The sequence below is a fragment of the Leptospira selangorensis genome (assembly GCF_004769405.1).
In the GTDB taxonomy this organism is placed as follows: domain Bacteria; phylum Spirochaetota; class Leptospiria; order Leptospirales; family Leptospiraceae; genus Leptospira_B; species Leptospira_B selangorensis.
Genome location: NZ_RQES01000012.1, coordinates 50703 through 71691 on the forward strand (window position 1 = coordinate 50703; position 20989 = coordinate 71691).

Consider the following 20989-nt stretch of genomic DNA (forward strand, 5'->3'; position numbering starts at 1 on the left):
CGTCCAGGACAAAATCGATGTTAGAGTACGATCTAAAAATTAAACTGAATCCGCCTGAGAACTGATAAACGGGGCCTTAGGAGACAAGAAGTATCCGCTTAAAGAGGCAAATAAGACTGGAGTAAAATTGGAAACTCCAGTTAAACCCGTAAGCAATATAGTAGTACTAATCGGTGTTTTGGTTACGGATGCATTTACGGATGCCATCAAACAGATCAGCAAAAAGGATTCGTTTTCAGAAGGGAAAAAATCCATAAAGAATCTACCTGCCACAGCTCCAACGAAGAATAACGGTATAATAATACCGCCCCTCCAACCGCTGGAAACGGTAATATTGATCGCCAAGATCTTTAATAAAGCAAGAGTCCCGAAAAAGATCCAATTCCCTTTTGTGACTACGATCTCATTCAACTGGTCATGACCAAAATAACGAGTGAGTGGTTCGTAATACGCAATACACCCTAAGAGTAATCCGCCTATGGTAGTCTTTACAAAAATAGGAAGAGTTATTTTAGAGAAAGAAAATTTAGTAATCCTGAATATTCCATAAAATATCCATCCTACGATCGCACCCGCCATCCCGAAACCGATCGCGTATTGGAAATCTTCTATTCCGCCAGGAATATATTGTGGGAATTCCCAAGTAGGTCCTATTCCCATATCAGTCATAAACAAGAATACAAAATACGCACTACAACTGGAGAGAAATGCGGGAAGTAATGCCTCGTAATATTCTACCACATGTCTATGTTGTAGGATTTCCAACGCAAACAAGGCTCCGCCTAAAGGAGAACCGAATAAAGAAGTGAATCCCGCTGCCATTCCGGCAATGGTCATAGATCTAAGCTCTTCTCCTTCTAATCCTATCTTTTCAGCAAACCAGCTTCCGAAAGATCCAGTGATCTGAACTAGAGGAGCCTCCGGTCCTGCACTTCCTCCGGAAGAAATACTAAGCAAAGAAGATAAACTCATCGAAGGATTATTTTTAGGGTCGAGTTTTCCTCCCCTAAAACGAATATTATCAATTACTAATGAGATCTCTCCAGGCTCTCCCAAGAAATAAATGAGGAGTCCGATACCCAAACCGGACAAGGTCATGATCAGAATAATATAATGCCCTTGGAAACCTGCTAAAAGTTTGGTGAGATATTCCAGAATTTTCCAAAATACTGCTGAGAATACTCCTGCAAATAATCCAAGGAGTACATACAGGATACTCCATCTAGAAAGCATGAATGGATTCTTTTTAGATAAGATAAAAATTGGATTTTTTAGAAGAGTTTGGATCCGATCCATATTTCTACCGGTTTGAAAAGTTCAGACAAAAAGAACGGACTCTTTATTTTTCGAAGTGATTACTCCGATTTTATGGACCAGCTCTCCTTTTTCTTCCAAAGCCGCAGTTGCATCTGCCACAGACTCCGGAGAAACGATGACTATGTATCCGATTCCCATATTAAAGGTGGAATACAATTCCTTTTCGGTTAAAGAAGGAAAATCTTTCTGCACTCGGGCAAAGAAAGGATTTTCAGGAAGATTCTCTCGTTTGATCTCAATAGCTAAAGAATCAGAAAGCACTCTAGGAATGTTTTCGTAAAAACCTCCTCCAGTGATATGTACCATTCCTTTTACTTCAACTTTTTTGGTAAGGTTCAGTATACTCTGAACATAGATCCTCGTAGGACGAAGTGCGAATTCTTTTAAGAAATCGACTAACCCTGGATCTGCGGGGAGTTTTCTTCCACCTTCCAAATACAATTTGCGGATAAGAGAAAATCCATTGCTATGAGGACCGGAAGATTCTAAACCTAAAACGATATCCCCAGGTTTGATCTTGGATCCATCTATTAAGTCTTCCTTCTCCACTGCACCTACAACGAACCCGCCTAGATCGTATTCGTCCGGATCCATTGTGCCCGGATGTTCTGCGGTTTCTCCGCCGAGAAGTGCAGCTCCGGAAAGTTTACATCCTTTTACGATACCTGCAACGATCCTTTCCATTCTTTCCGGGATCAATTTACCGCAGGCTATATAATCTAAGAAAAATAAAGGTTCTCCACCGGAGACAAGAATATCATTCACACACATAGCGACCAGGTCTATGCCGATCGTATCATGAATATTGAATAAACGAGCGAGCTCTACCTTGGTACCTACACCGTCGGTCCCGCTAAGTAATATCGGATTTTTATAATTTTTGAGGAAGGAAACGTCGAAGGCGCCTGAAAATCCTCCAAGCCCGCCGAGAACTCTTGGGCCATGGGTAGATTCTACGTTTTGTTTGATCTTTTTGACGAATTCTTGGCCGGCTTCTGTATCGACTCCGGCGGATTTATAACTGATTTCTTCTTGCATGGACCCGCTCCAGAACAGAATTCCCGGCTCGGGTCTAATGCCCAGAAAAAAAGCTATTTCATTTGATCGATTTGTTCCATTGCGGAGAGCTCTCCCGCAGCTGCAGGGCGAACTTTTAGAGCCTTGATCCCAGGTCCCAAGTCTACTGCTTCTCCTGCTTTTACCAAAACTCGTGCCTCATCGTCTTTTCTTGTGATTTGAACACTACCTTCTCTCACTGCGAATGTTCCTGTTTCATTAGCAGGATTTACCTGTCCCCAAAATTGGGTCCCTCTAACGGCAGCTACTACGGTAGGAGTATCGATTGAGATGGATTCGTTCTTTTTCAGTTTGGCGACTTTTACCAAAATATTGCCTGAGTTGATCTTAATATAATTTTGATCCGCTCTCAATGCAGCGATAGAAGCCTCGGAACCACCTAAGAGTCGAACTGTCCCTAAAGTAGTGGTTAGATCAAGAGTAGCATCTTTGTCTGTTTTTACGATTTCTGATTCCACAACACGATCACTCGCCTTCAGGACAGAGCCCGCTTTTTCAGCAGTCGCTTTTCCTACGATAAAGGAGACGATTGCATCCGTAGTTTCTTCTTCTTTAGGTTTGCAGAAGAAGAATAGGCTCGGAACTAATAGGATCACAACTAGCTTTGATATGGATATAGAGTTCATACGGATTCATAAAGCTAATACAAAGCGCCTAGACCGGGAACCAAAAAAATACTCTTTAGGAAAAAAATTTCCACCTGTTATGGGGATACTTTTTGTAATAACTGGGAGGCCAGACCTTCCGTTTCTTTTAGATTATTAGGGGAAGAAAAGAACAGATTATAATTAGGACGCCCTTGTTTTCCATCCAAATGAAGAGATCTGACTAAATGGCGGACGGTCCCCTGGTTCCCATCATGCAGAATTGCCTCCGGATAGAGGTCTTTTATTTCGTTTTTCAAGAATACGTAATGTGTGCATCCCAATACAAGAGCACGAATTCTTTGTTCTTGAGGAATTTTTAATATGTTTTTAAGAAGAAGTTTGGCTTCTCCCCATTTTCCATGATCCACTAGTGTCGCAAGACCGTCACAATTTAAGTGAACTACTCTTTCGGACGCGCCCAATTCGGATTTCAGGGCATGCAGTTTCTCTTCCCTATGAGTAACTGAAGTGGCGAGTAACGCAATTTTTTCTCCAGGGTGGGCCAGAAGTGCAGGTTTGATTGCAGGTTCCATACCGAATACAGGTACGGACAATTCTTCTCTTAATTTAAAAGCGGAAGCAGAGGTTGCAGTATTACAAGCAAGAAGGATCGCATCTACTTCTTCTTTTAAGAAAAAATTACATACATTGCGAGTGAGTTCCAAAACTTCCGAGGTTTGTTTCTCCCCATAAGGAGCATGAGCAAGATCTCCATAATAGAGAAAATTCACGGAATAGGGAAGATCCAAGAGTTCCTTAAGAACGGAAAGTCCTCCCATTCCGGAATCCATTACTCCGATCTTAGGAACTCTTTCTTTATTGTTTCCCATATCCTAAGCGGAAGCTGTATAGTCCTCTATACTCTTTCTCAAAGTATTATAGATCCAACGGAATTTTTCCTCATCTTCTTCTAGAAGTGTTACCCTAAATCCGTCTCTATCAGTACAGAAAGAAGAAAGTGGAACCACACATATTCCAGTAGAAGCCAAAAGATAATACACAAACCTACGATCCGGAGCACAATTCCCGAGAAGAGGTCTGATAAATTCTTCTGCCTTTGGATTAGAGATAGGAAGAGTCATCTTATCCCCTAAAATTCCCTTATCAAATGCAACAGTAAGATAAAATGCACCCTTAGGTTCTACTACAGTAACACCTTTTAATCCTTTAAAAGACTCGGTGGCAAGTTTGGCCTTCTTCTTGAACTTCTCATTTCTTTCTTTTAAATGGGGAAGAAACTGAGGATGGGAATATACTTCCGGGATTGCCATCTGAGGAAGAGTGGTAGAACACACCTCCAACATTTTAGCATCCAAAAGAGTTTTTACATAACGAGCAAAAACCGGATCCTTATCCTTGTTGAATATCTCCAACCAACCACATCTTCCACCTGGCCAAGGAAATTCCTTCGAAACGGAACGAAGAGCCATTCCAGGCACCTTGTTCCCGATCACTTCAGAAAGATGGATTGTTCCTGTTTCGGAATAATTCACATGAGCATATGTTTCGTCGCAGATAAGCATTACATCGTATTTTTCTGCGATCTTTACGATCTCACGCATTACATTTTTATCATATACTGCACCGGTAGGATTATCCGGATTGATTAGAAGAATTCCAGCAATCGAGTCGTTATATTTGACCTTATTCTCAATATCTTCCAGATCAGGCATCCAACCCTGCTCCGGATTTAAATTATAGGTCATATGCTCGTAACCGGAGTGAGCAGCTTCCGCAGAAGATAGTGTAGAATATGCAGGGCTTGGTCCTATGACCCGAGCCTCTCTTCTTAAAAATCCGAAAATTTTAGCGACCGCATCACCTAGTCCGTTGAAAAATAATATATCATCGGCGGTGATTTGCGCTCCGCCTCTTTCATTCACTTTGTCCGCTAAAAAGTTTCTGGTTTTTTCGAATCCTTGAGTAGCCGTATAGGCCCAGGACTTGTCTTCGAGGATCAGATCCGAAACGATTTTTTTCATCCAAGGAGCGACCTTCTCTCCTTTTTGGATGGGATCTCCGATATTCTCGTAAGTAATCGGAACTCCGAGAGCTTCTAACTTTTTAGCGACTCCTACGATCTGACGGATCTCGTAAATGAGAGCATCAGCACCGCTGTGAACGATATTTCTTCTCATGTCTAGCCTTATGATTTTAGAAAAATTATTTCTGTATCAATCTAACGGTCAGTTCTTGCAGGGATTTTTCCCTGTAGATCCTAAGTTTTAACCTGCCGCCTAATCCTACTATTCCGACCTGTTCCCTCAGATCATTAATATTTTTAACTTGGACTCCGTTTGCTTCCATAATGAAGTCATATCGTTTCAAACCGGAACTTTCTGCGGAAGAACCTGAATCCATATCATAGACCAAGACTCCCTTCCAATCTGCGGGAATTCCAAGAGCCTTTCTATGGTCCGGAAGTGGGACAGTCGCCATCACTCCCAGAGTGGCAGGTCGGATAATTCTGCCCTTATTCTCTTCGATGAGCTGGATTATCTTTTTGGCATAATTCATCGGGATCGCAAAACCGATGCCGGTGTTCCTACCAGAATCGCTTCGGATCAAACGATTGATCCCGATTACTTCTCCGTAAATATTAAGAAGAGGCCCACCGCTGGAACCAGGATTGATCATGCTGTCTGTTTGGATATGGGTTTGGCCCGTCTCATCCAGATCTTCTCTATATTTTGCGGAAACAACACCCACTGAAAAAGATCTTTCTAAACCGAAGGGAGAACCGATTGCAATTGCCCAATCCCCCACTTCTATCTTATCAGAATCTCCGAAAGAAACTGGTTTGAGTCCGCTTCCTTCTTTGATTTTCAGAAGAGCGATATCCGCTCTTTCATGGCTTCCCACAAATTTAGCGGGGAAAACACTACCGTCGGAAGCAATTACTTCTATACTTTCCGCATCCAAGATCACGTGAAAATTTGTGACAACATATCCTTTTTCGTGGATGAGAAACCCGCTCCCGAAAGAGGAAAGTTTTTCGGTGCGATAATCGAAATATTGATAAGGGCTTGTAATCGCTTCTGTTTTTTTGGTACGGATAGAAACTACAGAATCCTTTGCGGAATTATAAACATTTCGAAAAGCATTCTGCAATTGGATCCCGGCTCTTTGGTCGGAATATCCGAGAGGTTTGCCGCCTCGGAAAAAGGAGGACAAACCTCCTTCTCCCGGAAGAATGAGGACGAATAGGAATAAAACCAAAAGTCCGATATTGATCCAAACGATTTTAGGAAGACGAATATTCATGCAATCAGACTCAACCCACCTTCTACCTAACGGAAAGAATCGTCGACTAGGATTCTTATCCGGGATACCCGTTTTGTTTTTTCTATTCTTTTCCGGCCAAGGATGTATTCCCTATCTTTATCATTTGGGAAAAGAACAGGCAAAGATATTACTACAAAGAAAAGCAATCTCAGAAGTTTTAGCCGATCCAGAGATACCGGAAACTACCAAAACAAAATTAAAAGAAGTGGAGAAGATCAGAGAATTCGGGATCCAAGAATTGGCACTCTCTCCGGAAGGTGGCTTCAAAAGTTTTGTACAATTGGATAGACCAGCAATCGGTTGGCATGTAAGCGCCTGCCATCCTCTTAAATTCGAATCCTATACTTGGTGGTTCCCCATTGCAGGAAGAGTCCCATACAAAGGATATTTTTCTCTCGAAAAAGTAAAAGAAGAAGAACAATCTTTAAAAGACCAGGGCTTCGATACAAGAATACGAATCACAGCGGGTTATTCCACCTTGGGATGGTTCGAAGACCCGTTATTCTCTTCTCAACTTTATGAAGATCCGGGAGATCTAGCTTCAATCGTTATCCACGAAATGGCGCATGCCACAGTATATTTTCCAGGAGATACTTTATTTAATGAAAGTTATGCAAGTTTTGTAGAAGACCAGGGCTCGGAGGAATATGTCTTAAAGATCGGAGGCCCAAAACTTTTAGAAGAAAGAAGAAAATCGGAAGAAGAAACGAAACTTTATAAAAACTTAATTATAGAAACTGCAAATTCACTAAAGGCAGCATACTCGAAAGGTGACACAGATGATGTGCTAAGAGCCAAAAAATCGGAGATCATCGGCGACTTTAGAAAAAAAATCCTCCAAACAAAATGGACTAAGATCAATTCTAAAAAACTTGCAGAAAAAGATTGGAATAATGAAGACTTCATCGGAATGCTTAGATACAATTCCGGAACCGGGTATTTCAAAAGAAGGTTTATAGAAGTTGGAAAGGATTTTTCTAAATTCCACGAAGAGATGAAAAAGTTAAAAGAGAGAAGTGCAGAAGAGAGGAAAGCACTATTAGAAGAGAAAAATTAAATCGTTTTCGAATGAAAAATTTTCAGGAATAGATTCGTCGATACGTTTTATACTTTTCAAATCAGATACAAATAAGATACTTTCATTCGAATGTCTGGCCTGGGAAAAATCAGAAGATATCCTTATTTTATCCTTCCCTTTTTTCTATTCCAATTCTCCATTTCCTTCTATCCTACCCCTAGCGGACTGGAAACAGGATACCAAATCAAACAAAAGGTCCATAAAAACCTAGTAAAATGGACTCATAAAGCGGATATGGACGAGGATGGGATCTACTCCGGTTGGATGTCGGATTCTTCAGAATATGATCCTTCTTCCGAGATCTCCGATTTTTTAATATCTAGATTCTTTACTAAAACCTCGAAAAAGCAACTTTCCTGCGGATCTCAATTCGTTTTGTCGAATTTGCTCACAGATCTGCCCCCTCCCCTGTCGATTTAAATATTAGTATTTATTAAAATTCTAAATCGTATCCTGAAATCATATAGGGGGTATTCCAGTATGTACTCATACATATTCCGAAAAAAACGTTTTCTTATTCTATTATATTTAAGTGCACTATGCCTTGCTCTGGAGGCAGATCCGCCCGATCCGGAAGCGGAGATAACGGCACCTAACGTTAAATTTATAGACTTAAAAGAAGCGGAAGACTTATTTTTAAAAAATAATCTATCACTTCTTGCCTCCAAATTAGATGCAGAATCCCGGAAAGGAGCCGTATTACAGGCGAGGCTTTGGGATAATCCTTCCGTATTTTTGGATCAGAATATCTATAATCAGAATACGGGAGTTTATTTAGATACCACAAGACATGGACAAACCGCAATCCAAGTCCAACAGTTATTCCTATTAGCAGGCAAACGAGATAAAAGGATCCGTCTCTCCAAATGGAACCAAGAAATTGCGGAGCAATTATTTTATGATACACTTAGGTCCTTAAGATTGGAGCTCAGGTCCACTTTTTACGGTTTATATTTTTCCAAAAAGGCTTTGGAATTTTACGACGAAAGTATTCCCCAGGTAAGGAGTACAATAATAGGCGCAGAAAAAGTTTATAAAAGTAGAGAGATGCTTCTTTCCGAAGTTCTGCGTTTAAAAGCGATCCTATTTCGTTTGGAAACGGATCGTTCCGAGTTAGTAAAAGATATCCTGGATAAGGAAGCTTCTCTCAAAGTATTATTGAATGAGCCGAGTTTTTACGATTCGGAAATTTCTCCCTCCTATATTCCAAATAATGAATATACCCCGCTTACTCCCGGGTTAAATCAGAATGAGCTCATCAATAATGCCATGGAATGGAGGCCGGATCTTAGAAGTATGGAACTTTCCGTCAAAGCGGAACAGACCAATCTTTCTCTACAAAAAGCCATGGCCGTCCCCGATCTCGCTCTGGGCGGAAGCTGGGATAGAGCCGGAAATTATATACAGAACTATTACGGATTTACCGTATCCACGACAATTCCGGTATTCGATCGGAACCAAGGAAATATCAAAACTTCCGAAATGGCTCTTGCTTCGAAAAAGGCTGCATACGAGGAAAAACGTTTGAGCGTAAAAACGGAAGTAAAGGCGGCCCTCGCTAAACTTAAGGAAAAAGAGAGAGTATTCGGCGAATACAGAAATTATTTTACTCAGGATTATAGAAATCTAGCAAATCTAATGATAGAAAATTATAGAAAAAAATACATTACAATTTTACAATTTGCTGATTTTTACGAATCATACAGCGATAGTATAGTGAAAGCGATACGGTTAAATTCAGATCTAATAGAATCTATGGAAATCCTGAATAGTAGCATCGGAAAAACGATCTTAGGAGCGGACAAATAGATGTTTTCTTCTTTGTATGAACGTTATCTGAAAGGAAGACCTAAAAGATGGCTCCTTATTCTCATTTTTATAATATTCTCTTTCTGGCTAAACTCGTGGTATTCTTCCCATAAACAGAAGGAAGCCTGGAAGGAAGAAAAAGATAGAAGTCCCAAAGTTACCGACAACGGACAACATATAGAATTCCCTTCCGATTCTCCTGCACTTGCAAAATTCGAAACAGTAAAAGTGGGGATCGGTAACGCATCTTTTTCTGTCCTTGCTCCTGCAAGGGTGATCGCAAGTATCAATACTTCCGTAAACTCAGGAGAAAAAATCATTCTTTTTGATTCCGGAGAAACCACCCAAATCTACGCCGAATACAAAAGAGGAAGAGCCGTTACTTCCAAGTCATTAAAAGATTTGAATCGAGTCAGGGATATGTATGCAAACCAAGCAGCAACAGGAAGAGAAGTTGCAGAAGCGGAATCGAATTTTGCGATCGCCAAATCCGAAAGTGCGGAAGCGGAATCAAAACTTAGGACCATAGGTTTTAATCCCAAAGAATTGGATTCAGTCACCGGTTCCTCTCTTTGGCTCATCTGCGACGTGCCGGAATCACAGTTGAGCGAGGTTCAAAAAGGAGAAGAAGTACGGATCCAATTCTCCTCCTTTCCCGGAAAAATATTCTTAGGAGAAGCGGAAGCAGTGGGAGAAGTGGTGGATCCTATATTAAGAACCGTTAAAGTTCGGGTCACAATTAAAAATCCCAAGGATAAAATCCTACCTGGAATGTATGCAAGGGTCGATTTCGGTGATCCTAGAACTTCCGTCATAGTATTACCTAATAATTCCATAGTCACAGTGGATGAAAAAAGTTATGTTTTCATCCAGGAAGAACCGGGAATATTCATAAGAAGGCAGGTAGTATTAGGAACATCCGGAGAAGATAGAACGATCATAAACGGAGGCCTTCAAACGGGAGATAACGTGATCATAAACGGAGCCTTTCTTTTAAAAGGTTTAAGTTTCGGATTCTAAAATGATAGATAAACTTATCTCCTTTTGTTTAGAAAATAGGATCCCTAGTATAACCCTTGCTGTCTCCATTTTAGGATTCGGACTTTGGTCCTGGTCCGATCTAAAAAAAGAAGCATACCCGGACGTGGGAGATACTCAGGTAAGCGTAATTGCACTTCTTCCCGGAAAAGCTGCCTTAGAAGTGGAGAGAAGAATCACTCTCCCTTTAGAAAGAGGGTTAAATTCCGTTCCATATGTTCTGACCAGAAGATCCAAAACAATTTTCGGATTAAGCGTTTTACAATTCGTATTCGAGGACGGAATCACTGATTTTACCGCAAGGCAACTCGTTTTAGAAAGACTGAATAATGTTGAATTGCCGGAAGAAGCCGAAGTAAGCCTTGCACCTTTGACAGGACCGGTTGGAGAAATTTTTCGTTATACTATAGAAGCGGATCCGGAATGGACTCCTATGGAACTCCGTACATTACAGGATTGGGTGATCATTCCATCTCTAAGACAGGTCCCCGGTGTAGCGGATATTGTAAACTTCGGAGGTCTTGAAAAACAGATCCATATCATCACCTCTCCCAACAGATTATATAGATATCATCTTTCTCTTTCGGACCTGATGGAAGCGGTTAAAAATAATAACCGAAATACGGGAGGAAATATTCTCACAAGAGGAGAGCAAGGTTTCGTAGTACGCGGATTAGGTGCCATCCAGACAAAAGAGGATATCGAGAATATAGTGGTTACCGCTGTCGGTGGAACTCCGATATATATCAGCAATCTTGCCTCTGTGGAAGAGTATCCCAGATATCCGGACGGATTTTTCAGTTATAGTCTTAGGAATCCGATCACTGGAGAGATCAAAGCTAGAAATTCAGGCATCCAAGGTTTGATCGCGATGAGAAGAGGAGAAAACCCTTCCGAAGTGATCGAAAGAGTCCGAGATAGAATAAACTTTATCAACAAACATCTTCTTCCGAAAGAAGTAAAGATAGTAGCTACGTATGACAGGACAGAGCTAGTAGACTATACGATCCGCACAGTATATCATACCTTATTCGAAGGAGTTAGTATAGTAACTCTAGTTCTGATTTTTTTCTTAGGAAGTTTAAGATCCGCACTCGTGGTTGCTTGCACGATTCCGATTTCATTATTATTCGGATTTACCATGATGAAACTCACAGGTATTCCGGCCAACCTACTCTCTTTGGGAGCGATCGACTTTGGGATCATAGTAGACGGTGCAGTCGTTATGGTGGAGAATATTTTCAGAAAATATTCGGATCACAGAAAAACACATCGGGCTGGGACCGGGTTTGCGGAAATTTTGGATCTTACCAAAACATCCGCCACGGAAGTGGGAAAAGAGATCTTTTTTTCCATCACGATCATCATATTCGCATATCTTCCTATATTCACATTCCAAAGGATAGAAGGGAAATTATTCTCTCCTATGGCATTCACACTTTCTTATGCCATATTGGGAAGTTTATTATTAACGCTTACAGTAATACCCGTGCTCATGGCCTTACTTTATAGGTCCAAAATGGGCTCTTATTCGGATACTCCCCTAGAATGGAAAAATCCGGTTCTGGAAAATCTATTAAAACTTTATGATACTGTAATAAATATCGCCTTAAAATCCCCCGGAAAAACCGTAGGTTACTCTCTTGGGATCGTATTATTTACTTTCACAGTAGGTTTCGCCAGACTGGGGACGGAGTTCCTGCCTGAATTGGACGAAGGCGCAATCAATGTAAGATGTTTTTTTCCGGTCGGTATGCATATACGAGGAGCCGAAAAATATATTCCGTCCATTAAAGAATCATTATTAAAACACGAACAAGTTTCTGTGGTTCTAACACAACTCGGAAGAAATGACGAGGGAACGGATCCTTACGGACCGAATCGTTTGGAAATCCTGGTAGGTTTGAAAGATTACGAACTCTGGAAGGAAAAAATTCCGAAAGCGGAACTTTTAAAAAGAATCAAAAAGGATCTGCAGGACATTCTCCCAGGAGTACAACTTCTTTTTTCCCAGCCGATTTTGGATAATGTTACCGAATCTGTAACAGGAAGCGTTTCTGATCTTGCGATTTTTTTGAATGGAGAAGATCTAAAGGAACTCAGAAAAACCGCGGGCGAAATCCTTGAAATCATTCGAGAAATACATGGAGCCACGGAATCCGGGATAGAACAAGAAAGGGATCAGGCTCAACTCACTATAGAAGTGAACCGAAAAAATTCCGCAAGATACGGGATCAATGCCTCGGATATCCTAAACACTGTGGAAGCGGCAATCGGTGGAAAAGAAGTGGGAGAACTTTACGACGGCCCAAGAAGATTCGATATAGTGGTAAGATACACCACAGACTTCCGCTCCTCTTTGGAATCCGTCAAAAATCTTTTAGTCAGTTCCCCTAGCGGAGGAAGGATACCTCTTTCCGAACTTGCGACGATAGAATTAAAAGACGGACCTACGATCATCCAAAGACAGGATGGAAAAAGACAAATCTCCGTACGCACAAACATTAGGGGAAGAGACCAGGGAAGTTTTGTCCAAGAAGCTAAACAAAAAATTTCCGAAAAAGTAGTACTGCCCGAAGGGATTAATATTGGATGGGGAGGACAATTCGAAAATTTAACTAGAGCAGGCGAAAGGTTAAGGATAGTAATTCCTGCGACCCTCGGGCTTATATTCTGCTTTCTATTTGCGATCTTTAGAATTCCACGTTATGCTCTATTAGGACTTGCAGGACTTCCGATTTCGGTTACCGGAGGAATTCTTGCATTACAGTTAAGAGGTATGAATTTTTCGGTCTCCGCCGGAGTTGGATTTGTTTCCCTTTTCGGAATTTCGACTATGACCTGCGTCTTATTCGTTTCCAGAATGTTACATTTACTTAGTGATGGTCATCATCTGGATCTGAAAAATTCGGTATTAGAGGCGGCAAAATTGCAATTCAGACCGAGAATCATGACTGTTCTTCTAGCTCTACTAGGTTTAATTCCAGCGGCAACCGCCACTGGGATCGGTTCGGATGTGCAAAGACCCTTGGCAACAGTTATAGTAGGGGGTCTAACTTTGGAAATATTTACCCTGGTTTATCTGCCCTGCATATTCTATTTGGTGGAAAAATCGAAATCTCCTCTTGCAAAATCCCACAAATAAAACTAAGGATTATTCTTTTATAATAAAAGAAGTCGTAAATAATCTATAACCGTTCCAATATTTATCTACAGGGTAGACTTCTCTCATCGTATCCATCGTTTTCAAAAAACGGCTCCGAAGAGAAGTTTTAGAGTCTTCTTTTCTGGAGGAAATCTCTTTTAAGAATCTGGAATTATGAGTGTCCGTTTGGAACCCAAGATTTACGATCCCTGGTCCCTTCCAAAATTTTCCTAAATAATATAATGAATCTCTTAAACTTAAAGAAGCATTCCCCAAACCCTCTAGGAAAGAAGAAGCGAGTATCCAAACACCTTGTAAAGTTCCAGGTTCTATATCAGAAACAGATTTATTTCCGAACAGAATTCCTCTCTCTCTATCTTCCACTAAAGGTATCCGAAGCACATGAAATGGAGTGATCGAAGGATTTCCCTTAGGAGAAAGTTCTAAGTTTTCCAATTGGAGCAACTGTGAATACCAGCTCGGAAAGTTTGAATCATCCTTAGTGATAATCCCAAACCCATCCCAGAATTCGTCCTTTTCCTTATGCACAGGATTTTTTAGTAATGTCTCCGGATCTGCCACATAATAGATCTCTTCATCCGCCTTAGGCAATATTGGAGCCAAGAAATGATAAGAAGAAAGATATAGATATGTGGTCTTATTTTTAGAAGGACGAATATTCTGACGAATCTCAGTCTCCAAAGCTTCCCTCAGTAAAACCTCTGCACCACCCTTATCTGCTTCTTCATTATATTTATAAATAGAAGCTCTTAACTTTCGATTGTCTTTGAAAGCGAGGTCACCTTTGGATTTACCTTTTGTAAATTTGATATAGAAAGTTTTCAACCCCAGGTCCATCAAAGCCAAGAACTCTTGGTTTTCAGGAATTTTCTCTTCCAATGAGAAGGATATTTTATTAAAATTAGGAAGATCGGAATAAGAAACAGAACGTCCAAACAAAGCCGAACGAACTGCATAAATTTTATCCTTGATCAGTCCTAAATCGAAAAACGTCTCCGAATCATTTTGTTGAAAGGAAAGAGTCTGCAAATACGTTATAAAATCGTTAAGCTCTCTTCTTTCTGCAGAGATAAACTTTTTCTTTTTTCTATGTTTAACAAAACGATTTGTTAATTCCACAAATTCGGAAGACTTTTTAGTAGAAGCATTTTCGTATTCGGATAGATATTCGGAAAAACCGGACTCTGATATTTTAGCGGGTTTTTTGCCTTCTAAATAGGAAATTTTAGAATTTAAAAATTCAATTTCAGCAGAATAAAGCTCATCCGAAATTCCTTTCGATTTGGAGATCCAATATTTTGCTTTATCATAATCCCCTCTGGAAAGATAAGCCTTTGAAAACTCTAACATGATCCTTGCTTGTCGTGGAAAATTTTTCTTAAAACTTTCCAGTTCCACAAAAGAATTCAAAAATTCTTCCATTTCCTTTCCGGTTTCTTCCGGAAGAGAATAGCGTAGTAGATCCAACACGGAAGATCTGGACTCAGTATCTAATGTTTGGAACAAAGTTTTGGAAGAACTATGGATCTCAGAATATAAAGAAAGAGGGGAGATCCTATGTCCTAACTTTTTACGATTTTCTAAAAATGCCAAATGCCTTGGATAATTTCTCTCTTGCGGGTCCAATTCAATTTGATTAGAATTTTCAGACCAATCCTCCTCTTCTTCCAATAGAGCTTTTTCTTTCTTGATCCGAGCTTCCATCTTTTTCCAAGTTTCCAGATCCGAACCGGAGGAGATAAATTGTTTCGCAAGTCCAAGTTGAGAAATAGCCAAATCAGGATAATAAGCTTCCAGGGCTAGATTAGAAAGTTTTAATCTAAATAAGAAAGGATCGTATTTATCCGCTGAAATATTAGAACTGAGAGAAGTCCCTGGAAATTTCCCCTCTTTTAAGGCAAATATTCCATTTAAAATTTCATTCTTAGTTTCCGGCAGAGAGATTCCACCACAGTCTTTATATTCCGTTTCCAGCAATCTGGACAAACATAAGTTCAATCCTAATTCTTTCTGAGAATTTAGATCTCGATTTTCATAACGTAAGGAGAAAATTTTACCCAAAGAAAAATCAGGTTTTAACCTTTGGTAAGCCCTTAACAGATCCGATTCGATCTTAAGAGCTAAATTAGAATTCGATTCCGCATATGAACGAGCCTTATGTAGACCGGAAAACACTTCGGAAGAATCCGAAATTCTTTCGTCTCTTCTGGACTTAGCAAATAACCTTTCCGCTTCTACATTTCTATTTCCGGATCTTTCCTGAAGTCTTCCGAAACGGATCGCAGAATTGGATAGTTTACCTGTAAAAATTTCCCCCAAGGATTCTTTCACACAAGTTTCGCCGGGACATACATACATCAAATTTACGCCCGATCCGGAAAGCCCCGTGTAAACTTTTGAGATCTGGCGCCAGTTCGGCTTTTCAGAATAAGTAAATATGACCGCACCTAATCTATGTTCTCTCGAAAAAAGTTCTCTTAATTCGAGTGTATCCTTTTTTCTTTCTCCAAAGGTAGAATCTCCTTTTACATCAGGGAAAGGACTTATTAATACATCAGTATCTTCTAATATATCCGTCCAGGAATCAGAATCTATTTTTCTGTAATTCCATCCGCCAATAGGCAAAAAAGAGGAGATCACTTTCGGAGTTCTTTCTTCTTTATTAGAGACCGAAGAAGAAAGTTTAAAGCTGATGCCGGAAATCTGAGATCCCAATGTTTCCCCAATGGATGTATTTCCAGGATCTAAAATAAGATTACGACCTGCATTTTCATAATTAGATTTGATCCAACTTTCCGCTTTGGATTCATTCTCAAAATTCATGATTTTTAAAGAAGAAGCACTTCTGATCCTTGCAAATACGGAACCTCTGGATTCCAATAAACGAATTTCGGTTTCATTCTGATTTAGAACTTCGTCGGCAACTGGGCCGAAAGGATCTAAAAACGCAGTTCTTTTGGGAAATTTTGATCTTAACACTTCTAAAGATTTAGTGACTTGGGCTCCAGATTGAAAAAGTGTAATCTCTTCTTTTTTAACATCCCCTCTTGTCTCCAAGGCATTCTGGTATTTAAAGTAAGTATTTCTGTAGTTTTTCCAATCCGATTCAAATTTTATGTATTCCGCCCTGGCTTCTTTGAATTCCCAATTTCCTTTTTGAAAATTACGAAAATTTAATAATCTCTGCAGTCGTATCCAATCATTAAACGCAGTATTCGTATTTCCGGAGTCCAGTTCCGCCCTGATCTTTGTTTCGTATAAATCCCTTAGTAAAAAACTTTTATTGTCCGAGATCAGATGAAATTGTTTTTTAAGGAGTTCTTCTGCCTTGGATAGTTTTACCTTTGCCTTATCCGGCTTTTTAGAGATTAGATCCAGCCTTGCTTGTAAAACCCAGGTTTGGATCAACTCAGCTCCAAAGTAAAATACATTCGCCATCTCTTCCGCGGCTTTTAAACATTCTTCCGCTTTTTCCAGGTCCCCTAATCTATAAAATACACTAGCCCTACTTAAAAAGTGAAATACCCTTTCTTTTCTCGGGAATGGATCCTTTGAAAGTCCAACAATCTCTTTCGGCAATCCGGAAGGAGTTTCGAGTAAAGAAGAAGAGATCCCTAATTTTTCGAAACCTTCTAACCATTCTCCTTTTTTAAAATTCTCTTCCCCGGAATAATAGAGTAATGTCGCTTTTAATATATCATAATCATAATATTGTTTGTAAAACGTTTCGGAACATACCGAATTTCCTTCCAATAGATCTTCCGACCAGGAAGAGAGACAGTTCTCCATAGATTCTCTTTTGAATCTATCAAGCTCTTCCAACGCTTTGTTTAATTCTTCGGAATATACCTTTTTATCGGAGGCTTCTATAGAAGCGAATAACGAATATAAATATCTTTTAAAGCTACCTGTTGACCTTCCTGATAGGTTTGCAGAGTCTTTTAAGAAATCATTCTCTTCTAAAAACGCTAATTTAGCTTTTTCAAATTCATTTCTTTTATACTGAAAAAACCCAAGGTCTGCATAAGATTGGGACTGCACCAATTGCCCGGCCAAAGTTTTCTTCAAACCTTTTTTACTTACATATTCCAATCGTTTATCTGTTTCTTCCGCGGCTAAACGATAGTTCTGTTCTAAAACAAGATTATTTACTCTGATTCCAGAAGACAATAATGGTTGGAATACCGGAGGAATAGCCTCCGGAAATCTACCTGATCCGGAAATACGGACCGAATCCGGAAGAACCGTTTCAAAAACGAAATCCCAAATAGAATCCCAGACAGATTCCCAAAATTTAGGACTTACCTTTTTGGGTAACCAGAGAGTTGTCCTGGAAGAAGCTAATATCTCCGCCTCTTTTAAATTTTCTTCGGACTTGGAAATATAACCCAACTTTTGATAAGAAATCGCTAATGCGTTTCTGATATTGATTGGGTCTACTAATCGGGAAGGTTCGTTTAATTCCAGAGCTTCCGTCAGATAAGGAAGAGCCAGCGCGTATTCTCCCAATTCCATATGGGATAAGCCTGTTAATGTCCTAAGTAGAGTTAATTTTTCCCTATAACTTTGAAGGTTTTTAGTGTAATCCGTTCCGGAGTATAATTGTAAAAATTCGTTTTTAGAATATATATCGGATGCATTCTTTAGTTTTCGGACCGCGTCTCCATACTTCGACATGTACATGGAAGCACGAGCGGAGTTGAATAAGAAGACCGCTTTTTGTCTATAATCCTCGAATTGCGCCTTAGATATTATATAATTCGAATAAGATTCGACTAAAGAATATTGTTCATCCGCCTTAGGATAGTTTTTAAGTAAGAAATAATTATTACCTAAATTCAATCTAAGATCCGAGAGAGCTTTTTTGTTTTGGAAATTTTCTCCAAGCAACTCTAAGATCTGGCTGTATAACTCTATATTCTCCTCAAAGTTTTTCTCCGGGAAATATTTGGAATATACGTCCTTATACTTATCCTCATCAGTAGGTTCCTTATCATTAGGTTTTCTAGACTTCATGATGTCCACATATTGGTATAACCAACCTAAAAGTTGGTATGCATCATGATAAGTTGGCTCAGCAAATATGATCCATCTAAGCTCATATTCCGCCTGTTTGAAATCCCTAAGAGCCGCCTCTTTTTTGATACGGTCCATTGTTCCGGAATTATAATAAAATGTTTCCCGGATCACGGAACGATTGATCAGATAATACGCATAACCGTATAATGTGGCTAGGTCCAAGAAGGCCCGAGCCCGAGGTAAAATTTTCTCTTTCTCAAAATACTGATCTATATAAACAAGCCCTTCTTTTTTATCCAATGGATCGAATTCGAGAGGATTCAAATTACCTAAAATACTCGAGGCATTCTTTTCACTTATAGATCTGGCCAATTTAAAAGAAGTATCCACCATCAGTTTTTGATAATAGATGGCATAGTCCTTATAAACGGTGTCCTGAAAGAGATTTTTGCTCTTCGCCAGGAACATATTTTCCGTATTATAAAAATAATGTAGAGATGCTTGGAAGAAGTCGGATCGATTCTCATAGTTCCGAGCAAGATTCTCAAAATAGATAAAGAACCTTTCCATCTCTTTATCAGAGATCTCTACTCCGGAATCATGATCATAGTTTTCTAAAAATGTGCGGAGAGATTCCAAAGAATAACGCACACTTCCGAGACCTTTAAAATTCGAGGATCGTAATAGATGAATTTTTAGAAAAAGTGGATCTTTGGGAGTAATCTCTTTTAATAAAGGTTCGAGCAAAGAATTACTTTCCGCAAATGCTCCCTGTCCGAAAAGCCCCGCGGCTTTCGTATACATTAAAAATCTGTATAATACAGTAGAACGTTCTTTGATCTTATTCGAAGATTCTATCTTTTCCGAGAGAGAAATTTTCTCCGAATCCGATTTACCTGCCAATATCTGTTCTTCAAAAAGTCCGTATAAATTCCTAAGTTCGATCGTTTTTGATTCGGATTCATTCGCCGCTTGCAAAAGTGTAGAAGGTATGGTCCAATCCTTCTTCTTTGCTTCTTTCAGTTGTAGGGCACCTATATTTCTTAAAATTTCGTGAATATTATAATATCCAGGAAATCGAGTCACCAATTCCTGTTTTGAATTCAATGAAGCTTCTATTTTACCGGATCTTTCTTCTAAATTTCCGATTTCTTCCAAGATAGAAGCTGCCACCTGAGCATCTGCATTATTTCGAATATTAGAAAAATATTCTTTAATTTCAGAGATCCCTTTATTCTCAGATTCCAAGTAGAATACATAAGCAAGACCCCATTTAGGGTCCATACGAGAAGCGCTCATTTCTTTTTTGATCTCGGAGGTTTTTCCGGACTTTTTATAGAGTGAATATTTTTCGTTTAAAACCTTGGCTCGAAAAATAGGATAAAGTGGATCTTCCTTGTAATATAATTCCAAGGAATCCAATGCCAATAGATAATCATCCAGGGATTGTTTTTTGCCGTATTCTTTTGCCAGTTCAAATTGTGCGGAAATATTAGAAGCCTTCGGGATCGACCCACTCAAAGGAAGAAAATAGATATTTAAGGTTCCATAATATGATGCAGTGAACAGGACACTTCCTCCGTTAAAGGAAGAATATTTCGTATCGAATAAAGAAAAATTTCCGGAGGTAAGTCTTCTTTCTTTCATATCAGAAAGATCCAATCGGATAATCAGACTATTATCTCTCTCGTCCAATTTTCGATTTCCATCCGAATCGGAACGAATAGATGTATAGAATAAATATCTTCCATCAGGAGATAGGCTGGGAGAAAAATCTAAATAAGAATCATTTGTTAGTCTTTTAGATTTCCTTGTATCTAAATCCAAGGAATAGATCTCCCCTTCCCTGGAATCCGCATATGAAAGATATACGATCGATTTTCCATCCTGGGACCAATATGGATTCACTGCCCCTGATTGAGTGAGTAAAATCGGTTTTTCTTTTCCTTCCGTATCCCATAGGATCAGGTTAGGTGTCCCTGGAGTTAGTCTATCCGAAGAGAATAATAATACCCTACTATCCATTCCCCAAATAGGATCCGAGTCCGAAAACCTATCCGACTTAGAAATATCAGAATATTCCGGATTTGTAATAAACTCGAAGTCGTCGTTTAGAAATCTTTTTCCTTCTAAAATCTTTTTAGCCCAGACTTCGGGCTCTATTTCTAAAAGGACTATATCCCCCGCTGTATCATATTGTTCCGATACGAATGCAAGTTTCTTACCGTCCGGGCTAATAGCAGGCTTGTATTCCGAAGAAGGATGTTCCGTGATTGGGACCACTATGGAACTTTTGAGATCTCTAAACCAGATATCATAATTTCCTTTTTGACCCGTCGTATAAAATAGATATCTTCCATCCTTGGTGGTGGAATTATAAAGGTTGTTTCCCCTTTGAACTGTCAAAGGAAACGGTTTATCATTTTCAGGATTGAAATAGTTTTTAGAGATCGGGCCGTAATCGAACTCGATCGGTTTTACCTTTTGTACCGGGATAAAAACAAGGCAATTACTGGATAGAAGTAGGAAAAAAAATAGGACCCAGTGTCTCAT

At 39.5% G+C, this 20989-nt stretch carries 12 protein-coding genes; 5 read left to right on the plus strand and 7 right to left on the minus strand.

What is annotated here, in order from left to right:
* Positions 1-39 precede the first annotated feature (39 nt).
* From EHO58_RS08340 to EHO58_RS08365, 6 genes are all read right to left on the minus strand, one after another.
* Positions 40-1296: a chloride channel protein gene (locus tag EHO58_RS08340; protein WP_135628573.1), complete on the minus strand. Its 1257-nt coding sequence runs from the start codon at positions 1294-1296 to the stop codon at positions 40-42.
* A 21-nt stretch (positions 1297-1317) separates the two neighbouring features.
* Positions 1318-2355, minus strand: a complete 1038-nt coding sequence (purM, locus tag EHO58_RS08345) for a phosphoribosylformylglycinamidine cyclo-ligase (protein WP_135679637.1) — start codon at positions 2353-2355, stop codon at positions 1318-1320.
* A gap of 53 nt (positions 2356-2408) precedes the next feature.
* Positions 2409-3020, minus strand: coding sequence for an adhesin Lsa19 (gene lsa19 / locus EHO58_RS08350; RefSeq protein ID WP_135679638.1), 612 nt, complete (start codon positions 3018-3020; stop codon positions 2409-2411).
* A 77-nt stretch (positions 3021-3097) separates the two neighbouring features.
* Positions 3098-3871: a glutamate racemase gene (gene murI / locus EHO58_RS08355; RefSeq protein WP_135679639.1), complete on the minus strand. Its 774-nt coding sequence runs from the start codon at positions 3869-3871 to the stop codon at positions 3098-3100.
* 3 nt (positions 3872-3874) lie between these two features.
* Positions 3875-5179 carry a pyridoxal phosphate-dependent aminotransferase gene (locus tag EHO58_RS08360; RefSeq protein WP_135679640.1) on the minus strand — a complete coding sequence of 435 codons (1305 nt, stop codon included), beginning with the start codon at positions 5177-5179 and terminating at the stop codon, positions 3875-3877.
* Between the two features lie 25 nt (positions 5180-5204).
* Positions 5205-6305: a S1C family serine protease gene (locus tag EHO58_RS08365; protein WP_135628578.1), complete on the minus strand. Its 1101-nt coding sequence runs from the start codon at positions 6303-6305 to the stop codon at positions 5205-5207.
* Between EHO58_RS08365 and EHO58_RS08370 the strand changes: the two genes are divergently transcribed.
* The 5 genes from EHO58_RS08370 (at position 6304) to EHO58_RS08390 (ending at position 13396) form a co-directional block, all read left to right on the plus strand.
* Positions 6304-7383: an aminopeptidase gene (locus EHO58_RS08370; protein WP_135679641.1), complete on the plus strand. Its 1080-nt coding sequence runs from the start codon at positions 6304-6306 to the stop codon at positions 7381-7383. The two genes, EHO58_RS08365 and EHO58_RS08370, sit on opposite strands and share 2 nt — an antisense overlap.
* Before the next feature lie 90 nt (positions 7384-7473).
* Positions 7474-7824, plus strand: a complete 351-nt coding sequence (locus EHO58_RS08375) for a hypothetical protein (protein ID WP_135628580.1) — start codon at positions 7474-7476, stop codon at positions 7822-7824.
* Between the two features lie 60 nt (positions 7825-7884).
* Positions 7885-9213, plus strand: a complete 1329-nt coding sequence (locus tag EHO58_RS08380) for a TolC family protein (protein WP_135679642.1) — start codon at positions 7885-7887, stop codon at positions 9211-9213.
* On the plus strand, positions 9214-10233 hold the full coding sequence (locus EHO58_RS08385; RefSeq protein WP_135679643.1) for an efflux RND transporter periplasmic adaptor subunit: 1020 nt from the start codon (positions 9214-9216) through the stop codon (positions 10231-10233).
* 1 nt (position 10234) lies between these two features.
* Positions 10235-13396, plus strand: coding sequence for an efflux RND transporter permease subunit (locus tag EHO58_RS08390; RefSeq protein WP_135679644.1), 3162 nt, complete (start codon positions 10235-10237; stop codon positions 13394-13396).
* Positions 13397-13405: 9 nt separating this feature from the next.
* Here the strand turns inward: EHO58_RS08390 and EHO58_RS08395 are convergent, their stop codons facing one another.
* Complete coding sequence (locus EHO58_RS08395) at positions 13406-20989, minus strand: TolB-like translocation protein (protein ID WP_135679645.1); 7584 nt, start codon at positions 20987-20989, stop codon at positions 13406-13408.